This window comes from Enterococcus sp. AAFC-DPL-6103 (assembly GCF_058216595.1).
On record NZ_CM177102.1, the window covers coordinates 1237115 to 1261783 of the forward strand.

Sequence of the window (24669 nt, forward strand, 5' to 3'; positions counted from 1 at the left end):
ATAAAGGAAATCCTTGAACTAAAAAATTCATCTTTTTCCAGTTTGAAAGGGAAATAGAAGTGGTATCGAATGTATGCGATTTCATTTATAGTATGGATAGCAAGGAGGTAATCGAGTGAAAGAAATCAAACAGCACTATTTATGTGAAAAGCATCTGACATTCCAATCAAAAGTTGCTAACTGGGAAGAAGCAGTAAAGTTAGCCGCAGAACCTTTATTACAAGAGCGGATCATTGAAGAAAAGTATATTCAGGCAATGATCAAAAACGTTCGAGAAATGGGCTCGTACATGGTATTAGTACCACGAGTTGCAATGCCTCATGCTCGACCAGAAGCGGGCGCTTTAGGAACAGGATTTAGTATTTTGAAATTAGCTGAGCCAATTTCTTTTGGCGATGCAAAAGAGGTGTATCTCATTATTTGTTTAGCAACGGATAATAATGAAGCGCATCTAGCAATGCTTCAAAAAATCTCCGCACTAATTGATGAAGAAGAAAAAGTTGACGCATTATTAGAGACATCGACAAAAGCAGCATTTATAAAATTAGCAGAAAAGTTTATCAAAGAAGAGGAGGAATTTTAATGATTAAAATTATTACAGTGTGTGGGAATGGAATTGGTAGTAGTAATTTATTGGCGATGAAAATCAATCAGATTGCCAAAAAGAATGGGTTTGAAGTTGATGCGAAATCCAGTGATTTTAATGCAGCGTTAGGTGAAGAGCCTGATCTTTTTGTAACAGTCGATGAATTTGCCAAGCAGTTTCCTGCAAACAAAAAAGTTGCTGTCGTTAGAAGTTACGCAGACAAGAAAAAAATTTCAGAAGATATTTTACCAGTATTAGAAGAACTCAGTAACAGATAATCAATTATCTTATATGGCCGTATAAGAGGATTAAATAGATCAATAAAACAGGAGGATTCATAATGGAATTTTTGGAATTTCTCAAGGATATGTTTAGTGAACCAGCAATTTTGATGGGATTAGTTGCTTTGGTTGGCTTGGTTGCAATGAAAGCACCCGGACACAAAATTTTAACTGGAACATTGGGTCCAATTCTTGGTTACTTAATGTTAGCGGCAGGTGCAGACGTTATTAGTGGAAATTTAGATCCACTTTCTCAAATGATTGAAAAAGGATTTCACATTACAGGAGTAGTACCAAATAATGAAGCTGTAACTTCTGTCGCACAAAAAATTCTTGGTGTTGAAACAATGTCAATTTTAATTGTTGGACTGATTGTTAATTTATTAGTCGCACGCTTTACTCGTTATAAATATGTCTTTTTAACTGGTCATCATTCATTCTTTATGGCGTGTTTATTATCGGCAGTATTAGGTGCAGTTGGCTTTTCTGGAACTTCTTTGATTTTAGTCGGCGGCTTTTTCTTAGGTGCATGGAGCGCGATCTCTCCAGCAATTGGTCAAAAATATACCCTTCGCGTCACTGATGGCGATGAAATCGCTATGGGACACTTTGGCTCGATTGGTTATTATTTATCAGCGTTTATTGGTAGCATCGTTGGGAAAGGCTCAAAGTCGACAGAAGATATTCAAGTGCCAGAAAAATTTGGATTCTTGCGAAACACGACAATTTCCACGGCATTAACGATGGTAATCTTTTATTTGATTTCTGCAATTGCAGCAGGACCTGAATTTGTTTCAACTTTATCAGATGGAAAATCACCGTACTTGTTCGCGATTCTTTGTGGATTGAAGTTTGCAGTAGGCGTTACAATTGTTTATTCTGGTGTTCGCATGATTCTTGCTGATTTATTACCTGCGTTTCAAGGGATTGCTGATAAGGTCATTCCAAATGCTGTGCCAGCTGTTGACTGTGCCGTATTTTTCCCATATGCACAAACAGCAGTTATCATTGGCTTTATTTCAAGTTTTGTTGGTGGTTTGATTGGCATGTTCATTCTCGGTGCTTTTGGTGGTGTGTTGATTATTCCAGGATTAGTTCCACACTTTTTCTGTGGTGCGACTGCAGGTGTTTATGGTAATGCTACTGGGGGAAGACGTGGCGCAGTGGTTGGTTCCTTCGTCAACGGCTTATTCTTAGCCTTTTTACCAGCCTTATTACTACCAGTTTTAGGACAGTTAGGGTTTTCAAATGCAACCTTTGGTGATTTTGACTTTGGTTGGATTGGTATTTTATTAGGAAAAGTTGGTGGTCAATTTGGACAAACGGGGATTTATGTCATCATTGTGGCAGTTCTAGTCGCTTTGATTGCCCCAAGTATTATTCGACCATCCAAAACAGCAATTAATAATGAAGAAATGGAGCTTGATTAAAATGAATTTTAACCTTGATATTTATTCAGATGGTGCAGTGATTGAAGAGATGTTGAAAATGAAAACTGCTGGAATCGTTTCGGGATTTACAACTAATCCTAGTTTGATGAAGCAGGCAGGAATCACGAATTATGTCGCTTTTGCAAAAGAAGTATTGGAAAAAGTTGAAGGATTACCTATCAGTTTTGAAGTTTTTGCCGATGATTTTGCGACGATGGAAAAGGAAGCTTTGAAACTCGCCGCATTGGGTGATAATGTTTATGTCAAAATTCCAGTCATGAATACGAAAGGCGAAGCATCGACCGAATTAATTCAACGATTATCAGAAAAAGGGTTGAAACTTAACATCACGGCTATCATGACTTTAGAACAAGTAGAAACTACAGTTGATGCACTAGCAAAGGGAACTGAAAACATCGTATCGGTTTTTGCTGGACGCGTTGCTGATACCGGGATTGATCCATTGCCATTGATGGAAAACTCGTTGAAAATTTGTCGCCGTAAAGAAGGAACCAAATTACTTTGGGCAAGTTCCAGAGAAGTTTACAATATCGTGCAAGCGGAACAGTTAGGTGTTGATATTATTACAGTTACACCTGCAATTCTCTCTAAATTGTCGATGTACCACATGGATCTGAATGAACTTTCACTGGAAACAGTCAAAATGTTCAATCGAGATATCCAAACGTTAGGATTTACTATTTTAGATGAAGAATAACTCAATCAACTAAAAGAGAAGCTTGAGCAATCGTTTGATTGTTCCAAGCTTCTCTTTTTATTACGTTTATTGGACTAGTTAGCAGTTACTAGTTTATTTTTTACTTTCTCAGGTAAGTCTTTTTGATCAATTGCGTTGGGACCTTCGATGATTCGTTTTTTACTCATTTTTACTTTGACATATGAATTTGGACTTAATGGTTCTGCATTGTCATTAGAAATCTGAATATCGCGTTTTTCAGTTGAGCCGTCTTCCTTAACAAAAGTGAGGTCGTAATCGTAATAATACCAAGGACTATTGTCACCAATCCCGCTTTCACTTTTATGTTTCACTTTAGTTGGGACTTCGTTTGGCACGTGTGCATAGGCGATTTCGCCAACGTAAGTATCCTGATAATACTGATACCCTTTAAATCCACCAAAAGCCAATAATACTAAAAAAACTAAACCAATCACTTTTTTCATCTTATCACCTTTTCTCCTAGAAATATGTCCTAGTATAGCAAGGTTGCTCCAAGTTTGGGCTAACAGGGTACTAACAGTTTTGCAAGAAGAGTGAGTAATGCAATCAAGATTAGCTATCCATTTAATTGCGAATTATAGAAAGTTAGTAACAACACCAATGATTTCCTTTGAATGATTGTAGATATCAATAGGTTCTTTTAGTTCATATACAGTATGATTTTCATCATTTAATTCAATTTTCATGCTATTGGTGTTGAAGTATACGCGTAAAATCCACTTTCTAATATTATTATCAAGTAAGATATTGAAGTAACTTCTATTGTCACGATAGAAGAGTCGGTCCAAAGGAATAGTATCTTTTAAGACAACTTTACAAATTGTATATGATTCTAGTTCTTCAGGTGTGGTTATAATATCATTATCCGAACTGTCTGTTGTATCAGAATCTGATGGATTATCCCTTTCCTCAACGGATACAGAAGTTTTAAGAGCGGCACTTAATTTATCATTTACTCTTTCAGAGATCAATTGATTCAATCCTTTTTTAATTATCGGTTTAAACTTTTCAATTGTTTGTTTGGTTTTCATCCCATCATATATTTCACCGAGAAGATACTTAACGAAGTCTTCAGTAGGATCATTGAGTTCCGAAGTAAGATAATTTTTTAGAGAACTTAAGTATTTAAGTTCGGCAGCAGAACTAGTAATTTTATCTACATCAAAGTTGTCTTTATGGAATTTTGCTAGCTCAGGAATTTGATTATCCTTAATATTTGTTATATCGATAGTTAAAAAGGGTGAGAGGTCCATTTTGTTAGGCTCATCTAAATCGGTAAAGAATTTATATTCTTCACCATTTGTTAGAATGCCAAATTTTGACATAGTTGTACCAAAGTATCTAAATAGTTGTGAATCATGCTTTGTCAAAGGTTCGTTAATTGATTTTGCTTCTATAAGAATTGTGGGTATACCGTCAAGTACTATGGCATAGTCAACTTTTTCTCCTTTTTTTATGCCAACATCCGCTGTAAATTCAGGAACAAATTCTGTAGGATTAAAGATGTCATAACCTAATGCTGAAAAAAAAGGCATGATAAGAGAAGTTTTAGTTGCTTCTTCTGTACCAATATCATCTTTTAATTCAATGACTCTTTTTCCTAATTGTTTTAAAGTATCTTGGAATTTTTCCGACTCCATTTTAATCCTCCTCAGGTGTTTACTACAAGTCAAAAAGGTATATAGTAAACACACAAATTTTATCATTAAAGAATGATGGTTAAAATAGGCTTTCCCCACAAAGTCTTACACATAATTCCTTATTATCTGTAATAAAACTAATGTACAAATCAAAAAAAGAATAGTGACATATTATCATGATATTTTCAATATCTTGTATGTTTTTTAAATTAAACAACTTCGTAAACGTTCTACTATTATTATTCTATCATGGATTAAAAAAAAGAGATAAAAGAGATAAAAAAATAAACAAGAAAACAAACGAGTAACTCTGACAGTACAAAAAAAGCAGACCAATAAATAGTCCACACTTAATGTCATAAAATAGTTCTTCTCTTACATTTTTATTATACCGCAAAAAAAATTGTAATTGTAGCCTTGTTTTTGACCTGAAGTGGCTGTAAACTGCTATTCCGTAGATAAATCATTTACGACACAGTTTTAGCAATTTATAAAATAGGCAAAGGGCGTGTTTTCTTGAAGGATGTAAAGAAGAAAGAACAACAGCATTTAACGTCAGTTTATCGAGAGTTGAAAGCAGAACAAAAGCGATTACTGCAGTTGATTCAACAAAAAGATCAGCATGGGCGACAACACATTGAAGAAATGACTGGTGATATTCGCTTAAATATGGATAATATCACGGATAATTTAGACACCTTTGCCAATATTGAAGCTTTGAATCGGCAAATCGATCAGTACAATATTCAACTGGATTCTGCTAGAAAAAATTTGAAAAAGGTTGAACGATTATTAGCCTCACCTTATTTTGGTAAAATTTCTGTGGACTTTTTAGAAGAAGAGCCAGAAGAAGATTTCTATATTGGGATCAATGGTTTTACCACTGAAAAAGGATTCGATTTGATCTACGACTGGCGTTCGCCGATTGCTGAACTATTTTATAACAATGAATTAGGGAATTCTCATTATCAAGTGGATGAACGAGAAATTGAAGTGGCAATTCAAAATCGTCGACAATTAATCACGAAGGAAGGTCAACTAATTAATTATTTTGATACTAAGACCACCATTCAAGATGATGTGTTGCTCGATGTGCTGGCACAAAATACTTCAAGCACGATGCGAGATATTACGGCGACAATCCAACAAGAGCAAAATCGGATTATTCGCGAGCAAGAAGCAAAAAATGTGCTAGTAAATGGGGTAGCTGGCAGTGGAAAAACTTCGACAATCATGCAAAGAATCGCGTATCTCCTTTATCAAAATCAGCAGGAATATTCTGCAAAAGATCTGTTGATTTTCTCACCTAACCAAGCGTTTGGTCATTATATTGCAGATGTTTTGCCTAGTTTAGGGGAAGAAAATCCGCCGACTTTAACTATTTTACAATTAGCAAGAGACTTTTCAGAAATTGAAGTAGAAGATGAGACAACTTATTTTCAACGAATCATTCGGCAAGAGATAACCAAAAAAGAGCGCATTTTGCGAAGCCAAGAATTTATCACATTTATTTTAGAAAATACTCTTTCACTACAGATTACCTTCAATGAAATCAACCAGAAGAAACAAGTTTTCTTTACGTCTGAACAAATTACTGAATTGTTTAACGCGACACCAACAAATTATGGCTTACGTGAACGAATTGCAGGTACCAAGGAAAAAATGCTTCAGCAGTGGGAACATCATTTGCTGCAACAAAGCCAAAGTGCAAAATTGCGAAATCAGTTACTGGAACTGACAGAAAAACAACAACAAAAATATTTTGGTAAGTTATTAACTGAACACTCAGAAGCAGCGTTAGCAAAATATGCCGAAATCTTGTTAAGAAAAAAATATCGGAAAGTAACAGAGCAAATCAACGAGTTGGATTGGATAGACAGTACAAACTTGATTGTACAACTGTATCAAGCATTTACTGGGGAAAAATATTTGCTACCAGAAATTTGGACACTTGATGAAGCCATCATCCAATTGTTTATTCACCATACTTTAGTTGAAAAGTTTGAATTATTGGATTACAAAGTCATCTTGATTGACGAAATTCAAGATTACACACCTGCTCAACTTCAATTAATTCGTCATTTTTGGCCACATGCTGATTTGACAATGGTGGGAGACGAAAATCAAAGTATTTTTAATAGTCAGATTTCTTTTTCTGAAATCACTGAGATGATAGGGGAAGACATTGTTTATTATCAATTGACAACGAGTTATCGTTCAAGTGGTGCAATCACCAAATTATTTGCGTCATTACTGGAAAATCCGGAAAACATGCAAATTACTCCTATCCGTCCAGACGGTGAAGCTATTCATTGGTTTTGTTACGATCAGACGTCAGCATTCAATCGATTAGTCGGACAGTTTGATCCGGAAAAAAATTATACAATCTTGACAAAAACATTAGCAGAAGCAGAAGATGTACAGATATTACTTTCTGATCATATGTCTCAAAAAATACAAATTTTACCAATTGAATTAGCAAAAGGATTAGAGTTTGACAATGTTATCTTATTCAATGTTTCGGCCAAAAATTATCAGACGGAACAAGATCAACGACTGCTTTATACAGCGATTTCTCGTGGAACGCAAGCGTTGTGGATGACGTATGAAGAAGAATTGACAAATTTTTTAACCAAACAGTTGAAGCAAAATTGAATTGATTAAGTAAAGGAAGCTGTTTAAACACAGTACTCCTATTTCTGCTGAACCGTATTCAAGAAATAAATAGACAAGATTTTTATTTATTTCTTGAACCATTTTAGAACAGTCAAAACAAAGTAAAACTCCTACCCAAATTTTACCGGGTAGGAGTTTTTTTGCGTTAAAAAACAGTTGTGACATGTTTATTTTTAAATTCTAATGGAGTCAGATTTTCAAATTGCTTAAATATTTGAATAAAGTGACTTTGACTAGAAAAAGTGAGCAACGTTGCAATTTCTTTATAACTTTTATCCGTAAAAAGTAATAGGTGTTTAGCCTCAGCTACTTTTTTTTGATTAATATAGGTATGAACTGTCTGTCCAAGTGCTTTTTTAAATTCGGCAGTGATATGTGTTGGATGTTTTTGAACAGATTCTGCTAAATCTTTTAAGGTAATCCGCTCATAAATATGTGTATCAATATAGTTCAACAGGTCTTTTACCAAATAATTGGTTTCTGAATAGGGAAAATCGTGGATGAGTTCCATAAACAAAAAAGATGTTTCCTTGATATGCGACATACATTCTGCTATTGTATGGATTTTTTGGAGCTTTTGGAGTAATGAATCCGATAAACTATACGCTTGATTAACTGGGACACCTTCATTCACACTAACTCTTGTCAAAATAGTGATCAATCCAGAATATTTATATTTTAAATTTTCGACTTTATTGTGAGAAAGCTTTGAGTTATATGTGTAGTTTACCTTTTTAAATAACCATTCGATTTTTTCTGGTTCATTTCGACGAACTGCTTCAACATATCTTTTCTCAAATTCAAAAGAATCAAGGAATGGATCCTCGAATCTTCGATTGTATAAATTATCCGCCAATATCGTTTCAGTATGTGCAGTAACTCTTCGATTTCGATAGATCCATTTATGTTGTTTCTTTGAAAGCACCTGCCCATTTAAGAGGGAGTAGAGGAGTTCAACAAACTCAACAAAAGTTGGTTGTGTTTCTTTTGAGTAATGAACGCCAGCTAAGTAATCATGATCGTGGAAAGTAAAAGTATCACTCTTTGTCCCTAAAATGCCACAAGGACCCACTAAAACTTGGTAATTCTTATCAGATAAATCACAGGTAAAAGTAGAAAAGAAGTAGTCTTGATCTTCATAAAAGAAAACGGTATTTTTTGGCGGAAGTTTTAAATAGTCTTGGTTCAGGTAATCAATGGTCCAATCAGAATTTTGTGGAATAATAATGTGCCCTTCGTCATTGATAACAAACAAAGGAATGAGATATTTATGGTAAAGACGTTTTAAAATTAATGAGAGGGCTTCAAATTCCATTAGATACTCCTTTTTTGATATAAAGTCATTTATTTTAGTATATCTTAGTATGAAATCTTTATATAATCAACCTGAAATTTAAAACGGTTACAGGAGGGCGAGATGGAAGAGCAAAAGTTAAAAGAACTATTTGATTCATTATCGATTGACGACAAAGTTTCTCAAACCATTCAGTTAAATGGGGATCTCTTTGTTGAAAGTGGTGTAATGAATACCGGTCCAGTGAAAGAACTGGGATTTAAAAAAGAGCCGAACTTTTATGAAATTGGTTCAATTTATAACGTAAATGATTATCAAAAACTATATCAGATTCAAAAAGATGTGTTAACAAATAGCTCTCATAAAATTCCATTATTATTTATGTCAGATATCATTTATGGTTTTCGAACGATTTTTCCCATTCCATTAGCACAAGCAGGGTCCTACGATTTTGATTTGATTCAGCAAGCAGCTGAAATTTCTGCTAAAGAAAGTTACTTGAATGGAATACATGTTGTTTTTTCTCCAATGTTGGACTTAGTTCGTGACCCACGGTGGGGACGCGTAATGGAATCTCCTGGCGAAGACGTTTATACAAGTAAACGATTCGCAAAAAGTGTGGTGAATGGTTATCAAGGTGAAAAAGAAATGTACTTAAAAGAAAACCATGTTGCAGCTTGCATCAAACATTTTGCTGCTTATGGAGCTCCAGAAAGTGGGCGTGAGTATAACCAAGTTGAATTATCCAATCAAAAATTATTCAATGAATATTTACAGCCTTATCAAGCAGCAATCGATGCAAATTGTGAATTAGTTATGACAGCATTTCATTTATTGAACGGTGTTCCAGCAACTGGAAATCAATGGTTGAACCAGAAAATTCTAAGAGAACGATTTGGTTTTAATGGCGTATTGGTATCAGACTATGCAGCAATTGCAGAATTGGAAACCCATGGTTTTGCAAAAGATTCAAAAGATGCAGCCAAAAAAGCGTTGCTTGCTGGTGTTGATTTAGATATGATGACAGCTACTTATGCCAATGGATTACCTGAATTGATCAAGGAGTCCGAATTCGCCAAACAGTTAGATGAAGCAGTTTGGCGTATCTTAGTCTTGAAGAATAAATTAGGCTTGTTTGAAGAACCTTTCCGAGGACTGACGCAGGTGAACACGGGTGAAATTTTAACACATGAAGCGAAAGCTGTTGCTACAAAATTAGTTGAAAAAAGTTGTGTGCTATTAAAAAATGAATCTTTGCTTCCGTTGAAACCAAAATCCAATCAAAAAATCGCTGTCGTAGGTCCCTATGCTGAAAGCCATTTTACATTAGGTTTTTGGGCATCCGTCAGTGGAAAATCTTCAGATGTTTTTACACTGAAAGCTGGACTATTAGAGCAATTTGACGAAAGACAACTTTTTTTCACAAGAGGATTCAATCTTTATGAGAACTATGAACAATTTGGCCCAATGAAGACTGGCTTTGAGCAATTGAATGGTCCAATCGAAGATGAAAGCTTTCTGTTGCAACAAGCGATTGAACAAGCAAAAGCAACAGATGTGATTATCTTAACGATTGGCGAACAATTTTTGGAAAGTGGGGAAGGTGCTTCAAAAACAAATCTTCAGTTACCAGAAAAGCAAATTCGATTAATCAAGAAATTAGCTGAATTAAATAAACCAATTATTGGTTTGCTGTACACAGGTCGTCCCTTAGTGTTAACTGAAGTAGAGGAGTATTTTGACAGTTTGTTAGTCGTCTGGTTTCCAGGTGTGATGGGCGGAAAAGGAATCACGAATCTTTTGACAGGAAGAGCGAATCCATCCGCTCGATTGTCAATGTCTTTTCCAAAAAACGAAGGTCAAATTCCTGTGTATTATGCCCAAACAGCTACTGGTCGACCAGTAGCTAGCAGCACACACAGTGAACGTTTTGTATCCAAGTATATCGATGCACCAAATGAACCGTTGTTTTCATTTGGCGCAGGATTAAGTTATGCGACATTTGCTGGTCACTGGCAAGCAGCAAAGGAAAAGAAAGAAATGATTTATTGTTCTTATGAACTAAAAAATAAGAGTGAGCATGATGGATGGATCACCCCGCAAATTTATTTGCTTAATTTTTCAGCGGAAATCGTCCAACCAATCAAACGCTTGGTTGCTAGCCAGCATGTCTTCTTAAAAGCAAATGAACAGAAAGTGTTGACAGTTGAAATTCCGAAAACAGCGTTCACTTATTTTGATAACCAAGGAGACTTACATTTCGATGCTGGAGAGTATGTTCTTCAATTAGATATCTTAGGAAAACAAGAAAATCTACCAATAAAAATCAGCTAAAGGAGATTCGTTATGGAAAAATTAGAAGCATTTTTAGGAAATAAATTATTGCCACTGACTCAGAAATTGCAACAAAACAAAGTATTAGGTGCATTGATGGAAGGATTTATTCGGACAAGTCCATTAACCTTGGGAATCGCATTACTGACCATCATCGGCAATTTCCCAATTCCTGGATGGATCGATTATTTGACGAAAATCGGGATTTATCAGCACGTAGAAGCAATCACCAATGGCGTGACTGGTGTTTTTTCTTTATATGTTGTTTATAGCTTAGCGTTTTCTTATGCCAAACAATTACAAACAAATGAACGAAATGCAGCTCTGATTTCTTTGGCTAGTTTTATCATGTTGATGCCACAACAAGTTATGACAACAGTTACCCAAAATGGAGAGGCAACAGAACAAGCAATCGGTGCTTTAAGATTAGACTATCTTGGTGGACAAGGGTTGTTTATTGGAATGCTAGTCGCATTATTGGTTACTCGATTTTATGCTTATTTGTCAAAGAAAAATTTGATGATCAAATTACCAGAAAGTGTTCCACCGATGGTCACGCAGTCACTTGCGCCAGTTTTTGTGGTTACGATCATCTTTACGCTGGTTTTTTGTATCCGTGTAGGATTTGGTTACACTGTATCTGGCAGCATCTTTCAATTCTTTATTGATGTAATCAATGCGCCTTTGAATTCACTAGTTGCCAGTCCAATCTCAATTATTATCATCATGGAATTACTGGCTGTATTGTGGTTTTTTGGTATTCATAATGCCGTATTGCAAGGACCTCTTGGCGCAATCAGCATGACTATGATTGTGGGGAATATGACTGCCTTCCAAAGTGGAGAAAAATTGCCTTACTTGTTACCATCAGTGATTTATATGGGAATGTACGCAGCTGGTTTTATGGGATTTGTTACATTTTTCATGATTCGTTGTCAATCGGCAAAAATGAAGCAACTTGGAAAACTGTCATTTATTCCATCCATCTTTAATATCACAGAACCATTGATGTTTGGTATGCCCATCATTTTGAATCCAATTTTCTTTATACCACAAGTTTTCACACAATTAATTGCAGGGTTTGTTACGTGGGGATTAACAAGTACGATTTTACCGATTTCACTTAATCCAACAATGTCTCTTTTACCATGGACTACACCAACCTTTATTAAAATGCCGTTTGCTGGTGGGGTAAATTATACAATTTTGATGTTGATTTGCTTAGGGATTGGGATCGTGATGTGGTATCCATTTATTAAAATCGCGGATAAAAAAGAATATGAGTTGGAGCTTGCTTTAGAAAAAAATAATGTATCAACTGAAAAGAAAGATGAAATTCAAGCTTAGACGAGGATGATAATGAGGAAAAGAATGAAAACATTAAGTATTGATATTGGTGGAACTTTTGTGAAGTCAGCCTTGGTATATGGAAACCAGCTGTCTGATAAACAAAGTGTACCTACACCAGAAAGCTTGTCAGAATTAACGCATTTATTTCAAAAATTAATTGACGAATATCAGCAAAAAGCGACCTTTGAAAAGGTTGCTTTAGCTGTACCCGGTTCTATCACAGACTCTGGTGTCGTTGAATTTGGTGGTGCAGTACCCTATTTGGATCAAGTAAATTTAGTAGAACATATGAACGCCATTTTTTCAGGTGAAGTGGTGATTGAAAATGATGCGAAAGCCGCTACTCTTGGAGAACTGAATAAAGGGAATTTACAAAATACCAAGAATGCTGCAGCACTTATTTTAGGGACAGGTGTCGGATTGGGTCTGGTAATTGATGGAAAACTATACAGAGGAACGCACCATCAGTCAGGCGAAATCAGTTTTTTGATTCGTGATCGTACCATTTTAGGTACGGATTCTTTTGTTGGTAAAGGGCTTTCAGCCGTAGCGCTGATTGAACAACTCGCAAAAGTCCTTGAACTTCCTAAAGACGGGAAATTAGTATTTGAACAGCTGAAACAGACAACGAATGAAGAGGCAAAAAAACTATTTGCGACCTATTGTTACGAAGTAGCCATTCTTTGCTTCAACTTACAAACGATTTTAGACATTGAAAAAATCATAATTGGTGGAGGAATCAGCCGACAAAAAATATTGATTGACGGAATTCAACATCGCTATAATCAATTATTTGAACTTTCACCAATAATCGAACAAACATTACGAAAAATACCAATTGAATCGGCAAAATTTAAAGCAGATGCTAATTTGATTGGTGCAGCGGAGGGAACGAAGGAATGAAAGAAAATTTTTTGTGGGGCGCATCCACAAGTGCATACCAAGTGGAGGGTGCCTGGAATGAGGATGGAAAAGGACCTTCTGTTCAAGATAATAAGGTGATTCCTGAAGGGACAACTGATTTCAAAGTAGCCATTGATCACTATCATCGCTTTAAAGAAGATGTGCAACTTTTCAAAGAACTTGGCTTGAAAGCATATCGTTTTTCCATTTCATGGAGTCGAGTGATGCCAAATGGTCAAGTAAATGAAGAGGGGATTGCCTTTTACGAGTCATTGATTGATGAATTGATTCACCAAGATATCGAACCAGTCGTAACAGTGTTTCACTTTGATTTACCTGTTTATATGGCAGAAAAAGGTGGCTGGGAAAACCGCGAAACGATTGACGAATTCGCAAACTATTGCCAATTGTTATTTGAACGCTTTGGGAAAAAGGTTCCTTATTGGCAAACAATCAATGAACAAAATGTGATGGCGCTTGCAGGATCTGTCATTGGAACAAGTACCAAATCAATGAAAGAAAAATTTCAAGAAAATCATCATATGTTAGTTGCCCAAGCCTTAGTAACAAAACACTTTCATGAACAAGGTCACCAAGGAAAAATTGGACCAGCACCCAACATCGCTAGTGTATACCCCGCAACTGATAAACCAGAAGATCAGTTAGCCGCTTTGTACATGAGTGCGCTACGCAATTGGTTGTTTTTAGATGTTGCTGTCTACGGAATCTATAATCATAATGCCTGGCATTTATTAGAAAGCATTGGTGCAGCTCCTACTGTAACAGAAGAAGACAAAGCAATCTTAGCTGCTGGTACCTGTGATTATATTGCATTCAATTATTACAATACAATGACGGTTTCAGCTTATTATGAAAAGGAAAATAAAATCGATCAACAATCAGGTTTTGGCATTCCTGGTTTCTTCCAAGCTGTTTCAAATGAGCATCTACCTCTAACAGAATTTGGTTGGCCAATTGATCCAGCAGGTTTTCGTTTTACATTAAATGAGATTTATTCACGTTATCGCTTGCCACTCTTGATTACCGAAAACGGCATTGGTGCGAAGGACACATTAACGACTACTGGAGAAGTTCATGACAATTATCGAATTGATTATTTGAAAGATCATATTGAGCAGTTGGAATTAGCCGTACAAGATGGTGTGGAGATTATCGGCTACTGTCCTTGGAGTGCGATTGATTTGATCAGTACCCACGAAGGAATCGAGAAGCGTTATGGTTTTATTTATGTGAATCGAACGGAAGAGAATTTGTTGGATCTAGCCCGCTATAAAAAAGATAGTTTTTATTGGTATCAAAAAGTGATTGAAAATAACGGACTATAAATAATTAGTGAGAGGTGTCACTATGTATACGAAAAAAATAACTTTTGATCCTCATGCTGATACGGGATTAACGCTTTATTTAAATGATCAGTTAGTTTCAATGGATCGAATTGAAAAACGGCCTTTTATTCTAGTGATCCCAGGTGGAGGTTATAGTTTTTGTAGCGAAAGAGAAGCAGAACCAATTGCTTTAGCTTTCGTTGCCAAAGGATACCATGCTGGTGTTTTACGCTATCACGTGGGTGAACAACGAGATTTTGAGCAGTCGTTACAAGATGGTGAACGTGCCCTAATTGAAATCAAAAAAATCGATCCATGCTTTAAAGTCGCACATGACCAAATTGCGGTGATAGGTTTTTCTGCTGGTGGTCATTTAGCAGCAGCAATGTCGACCTTATTAGAGGAGAAACCTGCTTTGTGTATTTTAGGTTATCCTGCTATTTTAGCTTCCTTTGCAGAAGTGATGAAAATCGAAGCGCCTTCGTTAGATGCTTGTGTTACGCCAGAAACACCACCAACATTTTTATTTTCGACATTTGAAGACAATGTGGTGCCAATTGAGAATTCTTTACTTTATTTAGCTGCATTAGAAGCAAATGATGTTCCCTTTGAAAGTCATATTTTTCAAAAAGGATTACATGGTTTGTCGTTAGCGACGAAATGGTTTGGTGCGTCACCTGAAATGATTGATGAGCGGTTTGCTCGATGGTTTGAGTTAGCTTACGAATGGCTTGAATTGAATTGGTCACAACCTAAGTCTTTGGCACAGGGGGAAGAAGAGGAATCACTTAAACCTTTGTTCGAGCAATCATTACAGCATTTAATGAAAGAAAAGCGAATACAAGAACTACTTATCAAAGAATTTCCGAAACTTTCCGAAAAAAGTTATTACAAAATCATTCGTAAGTTTACATTGAATCAACTGCATCGGCTAGCACCTGAGATTTTTTCATCAACGAAACTGACACTTGTTCAAGAAAAAATCGAGAAAAATTTTTAGAAAGCGAGAAGAAAGCAATGAAATGTTTGATTGTACCAGAAAGTTACAAGGCTTCGACTAATCTTAGCCAAACGCGTCCGCAACAGTTGGAAAAAATAATTGGATTTCGGAACCAGTGCGCAGCTTTTCAAATTTTATTACATGACGGCAAAAAAAATCAGTTTAGCTTAGACCATCAATTCGCTATTCCAGATGAGATCGAGATTCCCATGTATCGTGTATCTATTGAAACAACTTTACCTTATGAGGCACAGTTTGTAGATTATTATATGGGAAAAGATGAGATTGCTTACGCAGACAAATTACTTGAAGAACGCGCGCATACATTTAGTGGTGATCGTTATGCACCTATTTATGTCGAAATTCCGTTAAGTAAAGACCTATTAAGTGGTTCTTATTCCATTGATTTTTCAATTTACCGGTCATTTATCAATCAAGAGGAACAACTGATCTTACAAAAATCAGTTGAACTAATGGTTTCAGACTTTGTCTTTCCTGATTGTCCGCAAGAAGAGTTCAAATTAGATCTGTGGCAACAACCATCTAATTTAGCACGCACTTTTCAAGTACCTTTATGGGGAGAAGCGCACTTTGAATTAATTGATAAAATGGCAAAACTTTTATCTGAGATTGGACAAAAATCCGTAACGGTTATTGCTGGAGAGATTCCTTGGAAAGGTTGGTTTAATTATATTGTCAAAGATTACCCGGCTAATCTTTACGAATACTCTATGATTCCAATTCGGAAAGATCAAACGGGAAAGCTACTTTGTGATTTTTCAATTTTGGATCGCTATCTTGCTTGTTTTGCAAATTATGGCATTAATCAAGAAATTAATCTTTTTGGATTACTAGGTGTTTGGTCTCCACCTTATTTTCCGATCAATAAACAATTTGAGCACACTGAAAAATTAGTTCTTCGTTATTTTGACGAAAGCACAAAGCGAATTGCATTTATTGAGCAAAAAGGTGATTTCACTGCCTATTTGGAACAATTAGTCACCCATTTGAAAGAAATTGGCGTTTGGGAAAAAAGTTATTTCAATGCTGATGAGCCAAAAAAACATGAAATCCATCAATTTATGACAGCATTACAGGAACTAAAAGCGATTGAGCCCACAATTAAAACAAAAGTTGCTTTTGACAAAGAAGAGGTCTTACACAGTTTGTTACCAGTGATTGACTATCCTGTGACATCGTTTTATTGTACCTGTCAAAATTACCAAGAACTAACAAAAAAATTTCCGGGAAAAACACAATATTATGTTTGCAACTATCCGTCAAAACCGAATACTTTTTTGCACAGTCCACTATTAGAAACAAGAGTACAAGGTGTTCTTGCTTACTTTTTCAAGACAGATGGACTTTTACGATGGGCATTGAATTGTTGGCCAACTAACGCACGTACTGATATTCGTTACAACACTGCAGCTTTACCTATTGGCGATAACTGTTTGATCTATCCTGGAACCAATGGTCATTTGCTACTTTCTTTACGCTACAAACAATTAAAACGTGGCATTGAAGATTTCTGGTTGTTAAAAGCGACGGAAAAACAGGATAAGAACGCAGTCAAGAACATTTTAGAAGGATTCTTAGAAATCGACTCGACAAAATGGATGCTGGATAGTCATCAAGCCAATGAACAAGCATTTCAATTATCGGAGAAACAATATCAGCACTTGAGATCGTCATTGATCCAGCAATTAACCCAAATAAGCCAAGGGAGCAGTGTACAATGAAGAAAAAATTTCAAGTAGTTACATTAATTAGTGCGTTGATTTTATCAGGTATCTCTTTTTCTTCAGCAGATGCGGTAACCAATGAAGATACGGCAAGTAGTTCCAGTGAACGAATTGAAACAACAACCGATACACAACAGACAAGTGAAACAAGTACCAGTACAACACTTGATTCACAGACCGATGAAACAAGCACTAATACTTCAAATACTAGTGACTCAACGAAAACTGAGTCCACCAAGGAAACCGAGTCAACTAACACAACAACGGATACATCTGTTGATCCCAATCAAACGAAAGTTGCTGATCCCGATGAACAGGCAATTCTTGATGCAATTGGCAAAGGAGATAATTTTAACTCACGCTTATATTTGAATTATTTTGGTGGAAAATTGGATACATTGTTTGCTACGACTAGTGGAGATGGATTCAAATTTGGCTTTTTGATGTTATATAGTGGGCAACTTCGCTTAGCGAAAACACAATTTGAAGTGGATTCATTAGTAATCAAACAATTGATGTCTACCTACTTGCTGTATGATATTGCTTTTGCAAAGGACAGTCACTTTATGTCTTTATTAGCAAATAATGATGGTACATCACCTTCTGAATACACAGGTTTTTATCCGAATACACAGCCATTAGAAGGAACTGCGCTGAATAGTCAGACAGGGAAATCAATGAACTTAAAAGCATATTACGTCAATCAGAATTCTGACAAAACAGTGATGATCCATGGTGGTTTTCGTGGAAATTGGGACAACGGTGTGGTGACACCAGAATACGATAATTTTTATCAGGCAGGGTACAATTTATTATTTGTTGATTCCCGTACTACTGGTGGAAGTGACGGAGATTTCGTTACGTATGGACAATATGAGTCAGATGATGTGTTGTACTGGATCAATCGTGAAGTTCAAACAAAACCGAATCAAGGTATTTTATTGTATGGTGGATCAATGGGGGCAGCAACAATGATGTCTGTTTTGGCGAAACCCATACCAAAAAATGTAAAGGGCATCATTGAAAACTGTGGCTTCCAATCCATTGATGAACAGTTACGTTATACGTATACGAACTTAGTTGCTCCAGCACTAAAAGACTTAGCATCAATTGTTGATTTAGACATTGTTGCAGATCAGGCACATGAAGATCTTTATATGCAGCTGCTAAAAGAAAACTACTTTGATCAAGAACTACATTTAAATACGACTGAAAATCTTCCGATTTTAGGAATGAGCCAACCGAATATACCTAAGTTACTGATTCATGGAACGGAAGATAACGTCGTACCCGTTTCAAATGCACAAAATCTTTATGATGTGTCAAAAGGGTACAAAGATTTGGTCTTAATCAATGGAGCAGGACATGGTGAGGCACAAAAAGTGGATCCGACGACCTATAATCAGCATGTGAGCGACTTTTTAGCTGTAGTTTTTGATGACCAAGTAAAAGTACGTTATGTAGACGAAAAAAACCAAAGTCTGTTATCAGATAAAGAGCTCATACTTTCTGGTTCTTATGGAGAGTCGTATCAAACAGAAGCAAAAACATTTGATCACTATGAATTATTTTCTGTTGAAGGTCTTGAGCAAGGAACATTTAATGAAACTATTCCAGTTGTGACCTATAGATATAAAAAAGTCTCCTCATCAACAATTGACTCTTCTACAAACGCTGATACTTCAGAAACAACAACAGATCTATCTTCTTCACAGCCAATAGTTACATCAGATACAAAAAATACAAAAGATATAAAAGGCACAGGATCTGAAACAAAGAAAGATTCGCAAGCATCAGCAACAAAAGCTAGACCAAAAAGTTATCCCAAAACTGGCGAAAAGAAATCAATAGTATCGCCAATTTTGGGAGGCTTGGTAGTCGTAATGGTCGGAGTCATCAGTTTTTGGCGGAAAAGGAGATTGTAGATGAAGTGGTTGAAACGAATTTTATTAGGGACTTTAATACTCGTAGGGATGGTTTTTCTCGGAGGTTGGCTAACCGTTCAATTAACACCTAGTCCAGTCAGCCATTTCGTTCGTAAACAATTTGATACAAGCCAGCAAGCGCAAGTTTATCCACGACCAGATTTTTATACGCATGACGCACAAGAAGTATCAATTGAGAAGGATATAAACTATCAATCAACGGGAAAAAATAATCTCATGGATGTCTATATTCCTAAAAAACAATCTGAAAAAATGCCTATTGTATTCTGGGTTCATGGAGGTGCCTATGTTGGTGGAGACAAAAAGGATTGTGAAGATTACTTAACAATGTTAAGTGCAGAAACAAAAACGGTCATAGTCAATCTGAACTACGAACTTGCTCCAGAAGCAAAATATTCAACACCTGTTAGACAATTAAATGAAGCAATAGCAACAATCAAAGAACGTACGATTGCTAATATCGACTGGGAACAGGTTTTATTAGGCGGTGACTCAGCGGGCGCACAAATTGCTAGTGAATATTTAATTCATTTATCTAATTCACATTTGAAAGACATTAATCAATTGAACCCTGTACTAAAAAGTACGCAAGTGAAGAAATTCATTTCGCTTTCTGGCTTGCTTGAGCCAGATAAATTTGCAGATGTCGATGACCCCATCTCAAGTTTCTTATTTAAACAAAGTGGTTGGGCATACTTTGACCAAAAAGATTTTGTGAATGACACAGATATCAAAGAGTTAACATTAGCAAATCATGCCAATGAGCTATCACAGGCTTTTTTCTTTACGGATGGGAATGAGAATACATTTACGGAACAAATGAAAACTACTGTAAAATCTTTAGAGAAAGCAGAATTATCTGTTACAGAAATTTCGTATAAAAAACCAGCTTTAGGACATGAATATCAATTTGATTTTAGTAAACCAGAAGCAAAAAAAACCTTTGATGCACTGGTTCGTTTTGTAAATGATCAAAGTTAACAAAGAAAGACTGAAACATACCTTTGTTTCAGTCTTTTTGCTCATCATCATGAAAATTAAAGTTTCCTGTTGACTAGATGCATGGTATGTCTTTGCTGCTGTTGAAACCATCAAAATGGTCTGTTATGATTAATTCAACATTTAAAGGAGGGCTTTGTTTGACAGACTTATGTTTACTTTCGGTAGTCGTATAGTTAATAAAAAAAGTAGCTATAGAGAGGTTATTACAAAGTATGCAAATTAGAACAATAAACAAAAAAGATTTTTTAAAAGTTGATAAAATGATTCGTGAAGCTTTCGAACATACAGAACGTGGATATGGTAACGAAGCTGAATTAGTTGATAAAATACGTGCTAGTGACACCTACGATCCTGCATTAGAAATGGTTGCTGTTGATGATGAGAACTTTATAGTAGGTCACGGATTATTAAGTGAAGTGGAGATTGTCGATTCTGATGGAGTTGCATATGTAGGATTAGTTTTGGCTCCTCTTGATGTGGAAGTTAGTCATCAAGGGGAAGGAATAGGAAGGAATATCTTGATAGAGCTAGAAAAGATAGCAAAAGAACTTCGTTATCGATTTATCAGCATCCTTGGTCATCCAGAATACTATCCAAGACTTGGCTATGTACCAGCAAGCAAGTACAGTGTTAAGGCGCCTTTTGATGTCCCCGATGAAATGTTTATGATAAAACCATTATATGATAATGCATTAGATTCAATTAGCGGCACAATAAAATATTCTGATGCTTTTAATGAATAAAAAAAGAAGCTGATATCAGCTTCTTTTTTGCGTTGTTATTTTCTTTTTCAAAATGAATAGAGAAAAAATATATAGTAGAACAGTGTGTGGCTCAAGCATCGATAAAAAGCATTTACATTTCCCTCACGATCCAGAAAGAGTAAAATGGTTCATGGAAGGACTTTGATTTTTAGTCAAGAAGTGTACAAAATGGTCAATTGATGGAGGAAAACAAGATGAATATCAAAGAAGCAGCCCAATTAACGGGACTATCCCATGATACCATTCGTTATTATGAACGAATTGGCATCATTATGCCGGTACCAAGACAAGAAAACGGTCTAAGAAATTTTTCAGAGAGAAGTATTAACCAGTTGAAGTTTGCAAAGAAAATGCGTCATGCGGGAATGGGTGTGGAAAGTTTACGTGAATATGTAGCAATGATTTATGAAAACGATGATTTGACCATCCCAGCTCGCAAAACATTATTATTAGAGCAAGCTGACTTGATGCAAGAAAAAATAACCAAAATGCAAGCAGCACATGATTATCTGCTATTCAAAGTCGAAAACTATGAAGACCACATGCGCAAGTCTGAACAAAAATTACAATAAAATAGCTAAAAAATCCCACTTTACCATGTAGGCGAGTGGGATGAGTAAATAGAGGGTTAGTTGTTGATTCGCGTCCGATTTGTCATACTGACATTTCCTAGATAGCGGTATAAAGGTAAGATATCTGTCTTCTTGGGAAACTCGAATTTATGTAACGCGTGTACTTCGTTGTTTGAACGTTGATTAATATTTTTAAGATAAGTAATTGTGATCTCGCTGTCGTCTAATCCGGTTCCCGCAGTTTCCATATCGACTTCAACAATTGAATCGAGATGAATCGAGTGGAAGGCGGTTTTCTTACCAGTTGCTCCTTGTTTGTCTACGAAAATCACTCGATGATTTGTAAAAATCAACGCATCCCTGACCAATTGATAGCCCATCGTGATTTCTTCGTTGTCGAAAAGATATTCTCCATATTCTTGAGTCAATTGTTCTGGTGTTTTTTCCGAGTAATTTCCTAAAGCTCCTTGTACAAGATTATTAAATAATGCCATAATGTTGCCTCCTAGGTTGTATTTTTTGTTTCCACAATGAGCATGGTCAACTAGTTAGCTAATCATACCTTATTTTATCGTACCATGTCAGGCATATTTTTGGTTCTAAAGTTGTTCTTTATTATTAAAAACTGAATCAAATGGCTAAGTGGTGCTATAATAAACTTATGATAATTGAAATGAGGTCTGTGAAATAATGAATGAAACATTTTTGGAAGTAATGAAACATGAAGGAGTAGTGACAATAATTTCTTCGAGCAAAGAAACTCCAGGATTTCATGCAGTGAATACTTGGAACAGCTATGTTCAAATCAGTGACGATGAATTATATATCCCTGCGGCTGGGATGCACAGTGTCCAACAGGATATCGAAAAAAATAATCATGTAACGCTAACGGTTGGAAGCAAAGAAGTCATCGGTACGGTGGGACATGGCGCAGGATTCCACTTACATGGAACAGCCAATTTTATCACAGAAGGACCAATTTTTGATGAAATGAAGGAAAAGTTTCCTTTTTTAAGCCGTGTATTGCAAATAACTGTTACTGATATTGAGCAAAAAATCTAACAAAAAAGGACCAGCTCTCAATGGGTAGTCCTTTTTTGTTAGATTTAACCAAGTATTCAAAACAGCATAGCTCTAAAACATCACAATGAGTTCACCTGATAATAAATTTGTTTTGGAAGCATTCAAAACAGCATAGCTCTAAAACGACAACGTACAGATTATCTTCAGTAATCGGGTTTTGGAAGCATTCAAAACAGCATAGCTCTAAAACCTCGGATCAAAATTTTTGAGGTTCCGTAATCGCACTATTTGCCCATAGCGAGGCTCCAGTTTGAATGCTTCTTTATACTTATTTAGTAATCTGTTGGTTATTTGAATGTCAACGAACAGTTTTCTTTAGTATAACATAAACTGACTTTCTGTTATGACCAGTTTTTTAGTTGCTGAATGAGTCGAAGCTACAAAAAATATTTTTTAATGATCCAACAAATCAAGATCGTAATCAAATCCGTTTTCGTCACTTAGTTTTTTATAAAATTCACCACTTTTTTTGATTGTTCGTTTTTGCGTAGGTAAATCTAAGGAAACTAATCCGTAACGATTTTTGTAAGAATTGATCCATGACCAACAGTCAATGAACGTCCATAGATGATAGCCCTTGATGTTACATCCGTCATTAATTGCTTTCCAAAGATAAGCTAAGTGGTCTTGAATAAATTCAATGCGGTACTCATCGATTACTTGCCCAGTTTCGTCCATAAATCGTTCTTCATTGGCAACCCCCATCCCATTTTCGGAGATGAATGCCTCAATGTTTCCATAGTTATTCTTGATATCCATACATAAATCATAGATTCCTTTTTCATAAATTTCCCAACCACGATATTCATTCATACGACGTCCAGGCATTATATGATTCTCAAAGAACCATTCAGGTAGGAAAGGGCCTTCTGGATTAATTGCTGTGAGGCGAGCTTTTACTCTGCGAGGTTCATAGTAGTTCAACCCTAAAATTTGGGCGGTATTTTCTTGAATCGTTGCTAGATCTTCTTGAGTAAAGTCGAGCGGCAACTGGTCATATTTGTTTAAAAGTTCTACTAATTTTGGTGGAAAGTTTCCTTTTACCATTGGATCTAAAAAACTTCGCGTATAAAATAAGTCTGCAATCTCTGCGGCTTTGACGTCAGTAGGATTCTGACTTCGTGGGAAGGTCGGGCTAAGATTTAAAATGACACCAATCTTGCTTGATAACTTGTAAGTTTTAAAAACTTCAATTGCTTTTGCATGTGCTAAGATTGTAAAGAATGCAGCTTGACTTCCACGTTTAAAGTCAATCAGATTTGGGTAATGAAAGTCTTCTAAGTAGGAGCCAAGAATGGGCCCAAGTGGTTCGTTAAACGTAAACCAATGAAAGACTAAATCGCCAAATTCTTCAAAACATGTTTTTGCAAAATGGACATAGGCATCAACGACATCTCGTGATTCCCAACCACCTTTGTCTTGTAGCTTAGCAGGCATATCAAAATGATAAAGATTAGCAAAAACTTTTATTCCGTTTTGATTCATTTCGGTAAATAAATCACGATAGAAAGCAATCGCTTGTGGATTAACTTCTCCTACGCCATCATGTGGAAACATTCTTGCCCAAGAAATAGATACCCGAAAAGAATTATGTCCAGTTTGTTTCATTAACTGAATATCTTCTTTGTAACGATGGATATGATCGCTTGTGATTTCTGAGCTGATTCTTTGGTAGAAGCGATTAGGTTGTTCTTTGTACCAACGTTCCCAAACAGTTTCAGCTTTTCCTGTTTCGCCACGCCCTTCAGCTTGCTCAGCAGACCACGCAGATCCCCACCAAAAGTTTTCTGGGAATGATAATTTTTTGATTGTACTCATTGATAGACCTCCTTTAAATTCATTCCAATCATAACATCGCTTTCAAATAAAATAAATACTTTTTATATAAAATATATATCTTTATCGATAGAGCTTGTTTTTTTTAGTTAAAAATAGCTAAAAGTATGGTAAAGTATAGAAGAAGCTATTGTTTTAAGTG

21 protein-coding genes are annotated in these 24669 nt (G+C 35.9%); 16 read left to right on the forward strand and 5 right to left on the reverse strand.

Features of this window, described 5'->3' with window-relative positions; translation table 11 throughout:
- The first annotated feature begins 115 nt into the window (after nt 1–115).
- The 4 genes from AC4BC3_RS06025 (at nt 116) to AC4BC3_RS06040 (ending at nt 3015) form a co-directional block, all read left to right on the forward strand.
- The gene (locus tag AC4BC3_RS06025; RefSeq protein ID WP_206909583.1) at nt 116–583 is read left to right on the forward strand and encodes a PTS sugar transporter subunit IIA; all 468 of its coding nucleotides are present in this window, start codon (nt 116–118) and stop codon (nt 581–583) included.
- Nucleotides 583–864 carry a PTS sugar transporter subunit IIB gene (locus tag AC4BC3_RS06030; protein ID WP_206909584.1) on the forward strand — a complete coding sequence of 94 codons (282 nt, stop codon included), beginning with the start codon at nt 583–585 and terminating at the stop codon, nt 862–864. The genes AC4BC3_RS06025 and AC4BC3_RS06030 overlap by 1 nt, the downstream gene beginning before the upstream one ends.
- A 62-nt stretch (nt 865–926) precedes the next feature.
- Nucleotides 927–2297, forward strand: coding sequence for a PTS ascorbate transporter subunit IIC (ulaA, locus tag AC4BC3_RS06035; RefSeq protein ID WP_067481908.1), 1371 nt, complete (start codon nt 927–929; stop codon nt 2295–2297).
- A gap of 1 nt (nt 2298) precedes the next feature.
- On the forward strand, nt 2299–3015 hold the full coding sequence (locus tag AC4BC3_RS06040) for a transaldolase (protein WP_206909586.1): 717 nt from the start codon (nt 2299–2301) through the stop codon (nt 3013–3015).
- Nucleotides 3016–3089: 74 nt separating this feature from the next.
- On the opposite strand, the gene AC4BC3_RS06045 is transcribed toward AC4BC3_RS06040, so the two are convergent.
- Both AC4BC3_RS06045 and AC4BC3_RS06050 read right to left on the reverse strand, forming a co-directional pair.
- Nucleotides 3090–3479, reverse strand: a complete 390-nt coding sequence (locus tag AC4BC3_RS06045) for a YxeA family protein (RefSeq protein ID WP_490467237.1) — start codon at nt 3477–3479, stop codon at nt 3090–3092.
- Nucleotides 3480–3611: 132 nt separating this feature from the next.
- Nucleotides 3612–4676 (reverse strand): type I restriction endonuclease, encoded by a 1065-nt coding sequence (locus tag AC4BC3_RS06050; RefSeq protein WP_206909590.1) that lies wholly within the window; start codon nt 4674–4676, stop codon nt 3612–3614.
- 516 nt (nt 4677–5192) lie between these two features.
- On the opposite strand from AC4BC3_RS06050, the gene AC4BC3_RS06055 reads away from it, so the two are divergent.
- Nucleotides 5193–7331, forward strand: coding sequence for a HelD family protein (locus AC4BC3_RS06055; RefSeq protein WP_490467238.1), 2139 nt, complete (start codon nt 5193–5195; stop codon nt 7329–7331).
- Between the two features lie 166 nt (nt 7332–7497).
- On the opposite strand, the gene AC4BC3_RS06060 is transcribed toward AC4BC3_RS06055, so the two are convergent.
- Complete coding sequence (locus tag AC4BC3_RS06060) at nt 7498–8667, reverse strand: helix-turn-helix domain-containing protein (RefSeq protein WP_490467239.1); 1170 nt, start codon at nt 8665–8667, stop codon at nt 7498–7500.
- Nucleotides 8668–8769: 102 nt separating this feature from the next.
- Between AC4BC3_RS06060 and AC4BC3_RS06065 the strand changes: the two genes are divergently transcribed.
- The 10 genes from AC4BC3_RS06065 to AC4BC3_RS06110 all read left to right on the forward strand — a co-directional run bounded on the left by AC4BC3_RS06065 (nt 8770) and on the right by AC4BC3_RS06110 (nt 21608).
- Nucleotides 8770–10980, forward strand: coding sequence for a glycoside hydrolase family 3 N-terminal domain-containing protein (locus AC4BC3_RS06065; protein ID WP_490467240.1), 2211 nt, complete (start codon nt 8770–8772; stop codon nt 10978–10980).
- A gap of 12 nt (nt 10981–10992) precedes the next feature.
- Nucleotides 10993–12327 (forward strand): PTS sugar transporter subunit IIC, encoded by a 1335-nt coding sequence (locus AC4BC3_RS06070; protein ID WP_490467241.1) that lies wholly within the window; start codon nt 10993–10995, stop codon nt 12325–12327.
- Nucleotides 12328–12351: 24 nt separating this feature from the next.
- A complete protein-coding gene (locus AC4BC3_RS06075; RefSeq protein WP_490467242.1) occupies nt 12352–13233 on the forward strand; it encodes an ROK family protein in 882 nt (293 codons plus the stop codon).
- The gene (locus tag AC4BC3_RS06080; protein ID WP_490467243.1) at nt 13230–14579 is read left to right on the forward strand and encodes a glycoside hydrolase family 1 protein; all 1350 of its coding nucleotides are present in this window, start codon (nt 13230–13232) and stop codon (nt 14577–14579) included. Before AC4BC3_RS06075 ends, AC4BC3_RS06080 begins: the two co-directional genes overlap by 4 nt.
- Before the next feature lie 22 nt (nt 14580–14601).
- The gene (locus tag AC4BC3_RS06085; RefSeq protein WP_490467244.1) at nt 14602–15579 is read left to right on the forward strand and encodes an alpha/beta hydrolase; all 978 of its coding nucleotides are present in this window, start codon (nt 14602–14604) and stop codon (nt 15577–15579) included.
- Nucleotides 15580–15596: 17 nt separating this feature from the next.
- Nucleotides 15597–17321: a DUF4091 domain-containing protein gene (locus AC4BC3_RS06090; protein ID WP_490467245.1), complete on the forward strand. Its 1725-nt coding sequence runs from the start codon at nt 15597–15599 to the stop codon at nt 17319–17321.
- Nucleotides 17318–19249, forward strand: a complete 1932-nt coding sequence (locus AC4BC3_RS06095) for an alpha/beta fold hydrolase (RefSeq protein ID WP_490467246.1) — start codon at nt 17318–17320, stop codon at nt 19247–19249. Before AC4BC3_RS06090 ends, AC4BC3_RS06095 begins: the two co-directional genes overlap by 4 nt.
- On the forward strand, nt 19250–20251 hold the full coding sequence (locus tag AC4BC3_RS06100; protein ID WP_490467247.1) for an alpha/beta hydrolase: 1002 nt from the start codon (nt 19250–19252) through the stop codon (nt 20249–20251).
- 233 nt (nt 20252–20484) lie between these two features.
- The gene (locus AC4BC3_RS06105) at nt 20485–21015 is read left to right on the forward strand and encodes a GNAT family N-acetyltransferase (protein WP_490467248.1); all 531 of its coding nucleotides are present in this window, start codon (nt 20485–20487) and stop codon (nt 21013–21015) included.
- A gap of 215 nt (nt 21016–21230) precedes the next feature.
- On the forward strand, nt 21231–21608 hold the full coding sequence (locus AC4BC3_RS06110; RefSeq protein ID WP_206909611.1) for a MerR family transcriptional regulator: 378 nt from the start codon (nt 21231–21233) through the stop codon (nt 21606–21608).
- Between the two features lie 56 nt (nt 21609–21664).
- Here the strand turns inward: AC4BC3_RS06110 and AC4BC3_RS06115 are convergent, their stop codons facing one another.
- Complete coding sequence (locus tag AC4BC3_RS06115) at nt 21665–22102, reverse strand: PH domain-containing protein (RefSeq protein WP_206909612.1); 438 nt, start codon at nt 22100–22102, stop codon at nt 21665–21667.
- 196 nt (nt 22103–22298) lie between these two features.
- Here AC4BC3_RS06115 and AC4BC3_RS06120 point away from each other — a divergent pair, with 196 nt between their 5' ends.
- Nucleotides 22299–22670, forward strand: coding sequence for a pyridoxamine 5'-phosphate oxidase family protein (locus AC4BC3_RS06120; protein ID WP_206909613.1), 372 nt, complete (start codon nt 22299–22301; stop codon nt 22668–22670).
- Nucleotides 22671–23084: 414 nt separating this feature from the next.
- Here the strand turns inward: AC4BC3_RS06120 and AC4BC3_RS06125 are convergent, their stop codons facing one another.
- Nucleotides 23085–24509 (reverse strand): glycoside hydrolase family 1 protein, encoded by a 1425-nt coding sequence (locus tag AC4BC3_RS06125; RefSeq protein ID WP_490467249.1) that lies wholly within the window; start codon nt 24507–24509, stop codon nt 23085–23087.
- Nucleotides 24510–24669: the final 160 nt, after the last annotated feature.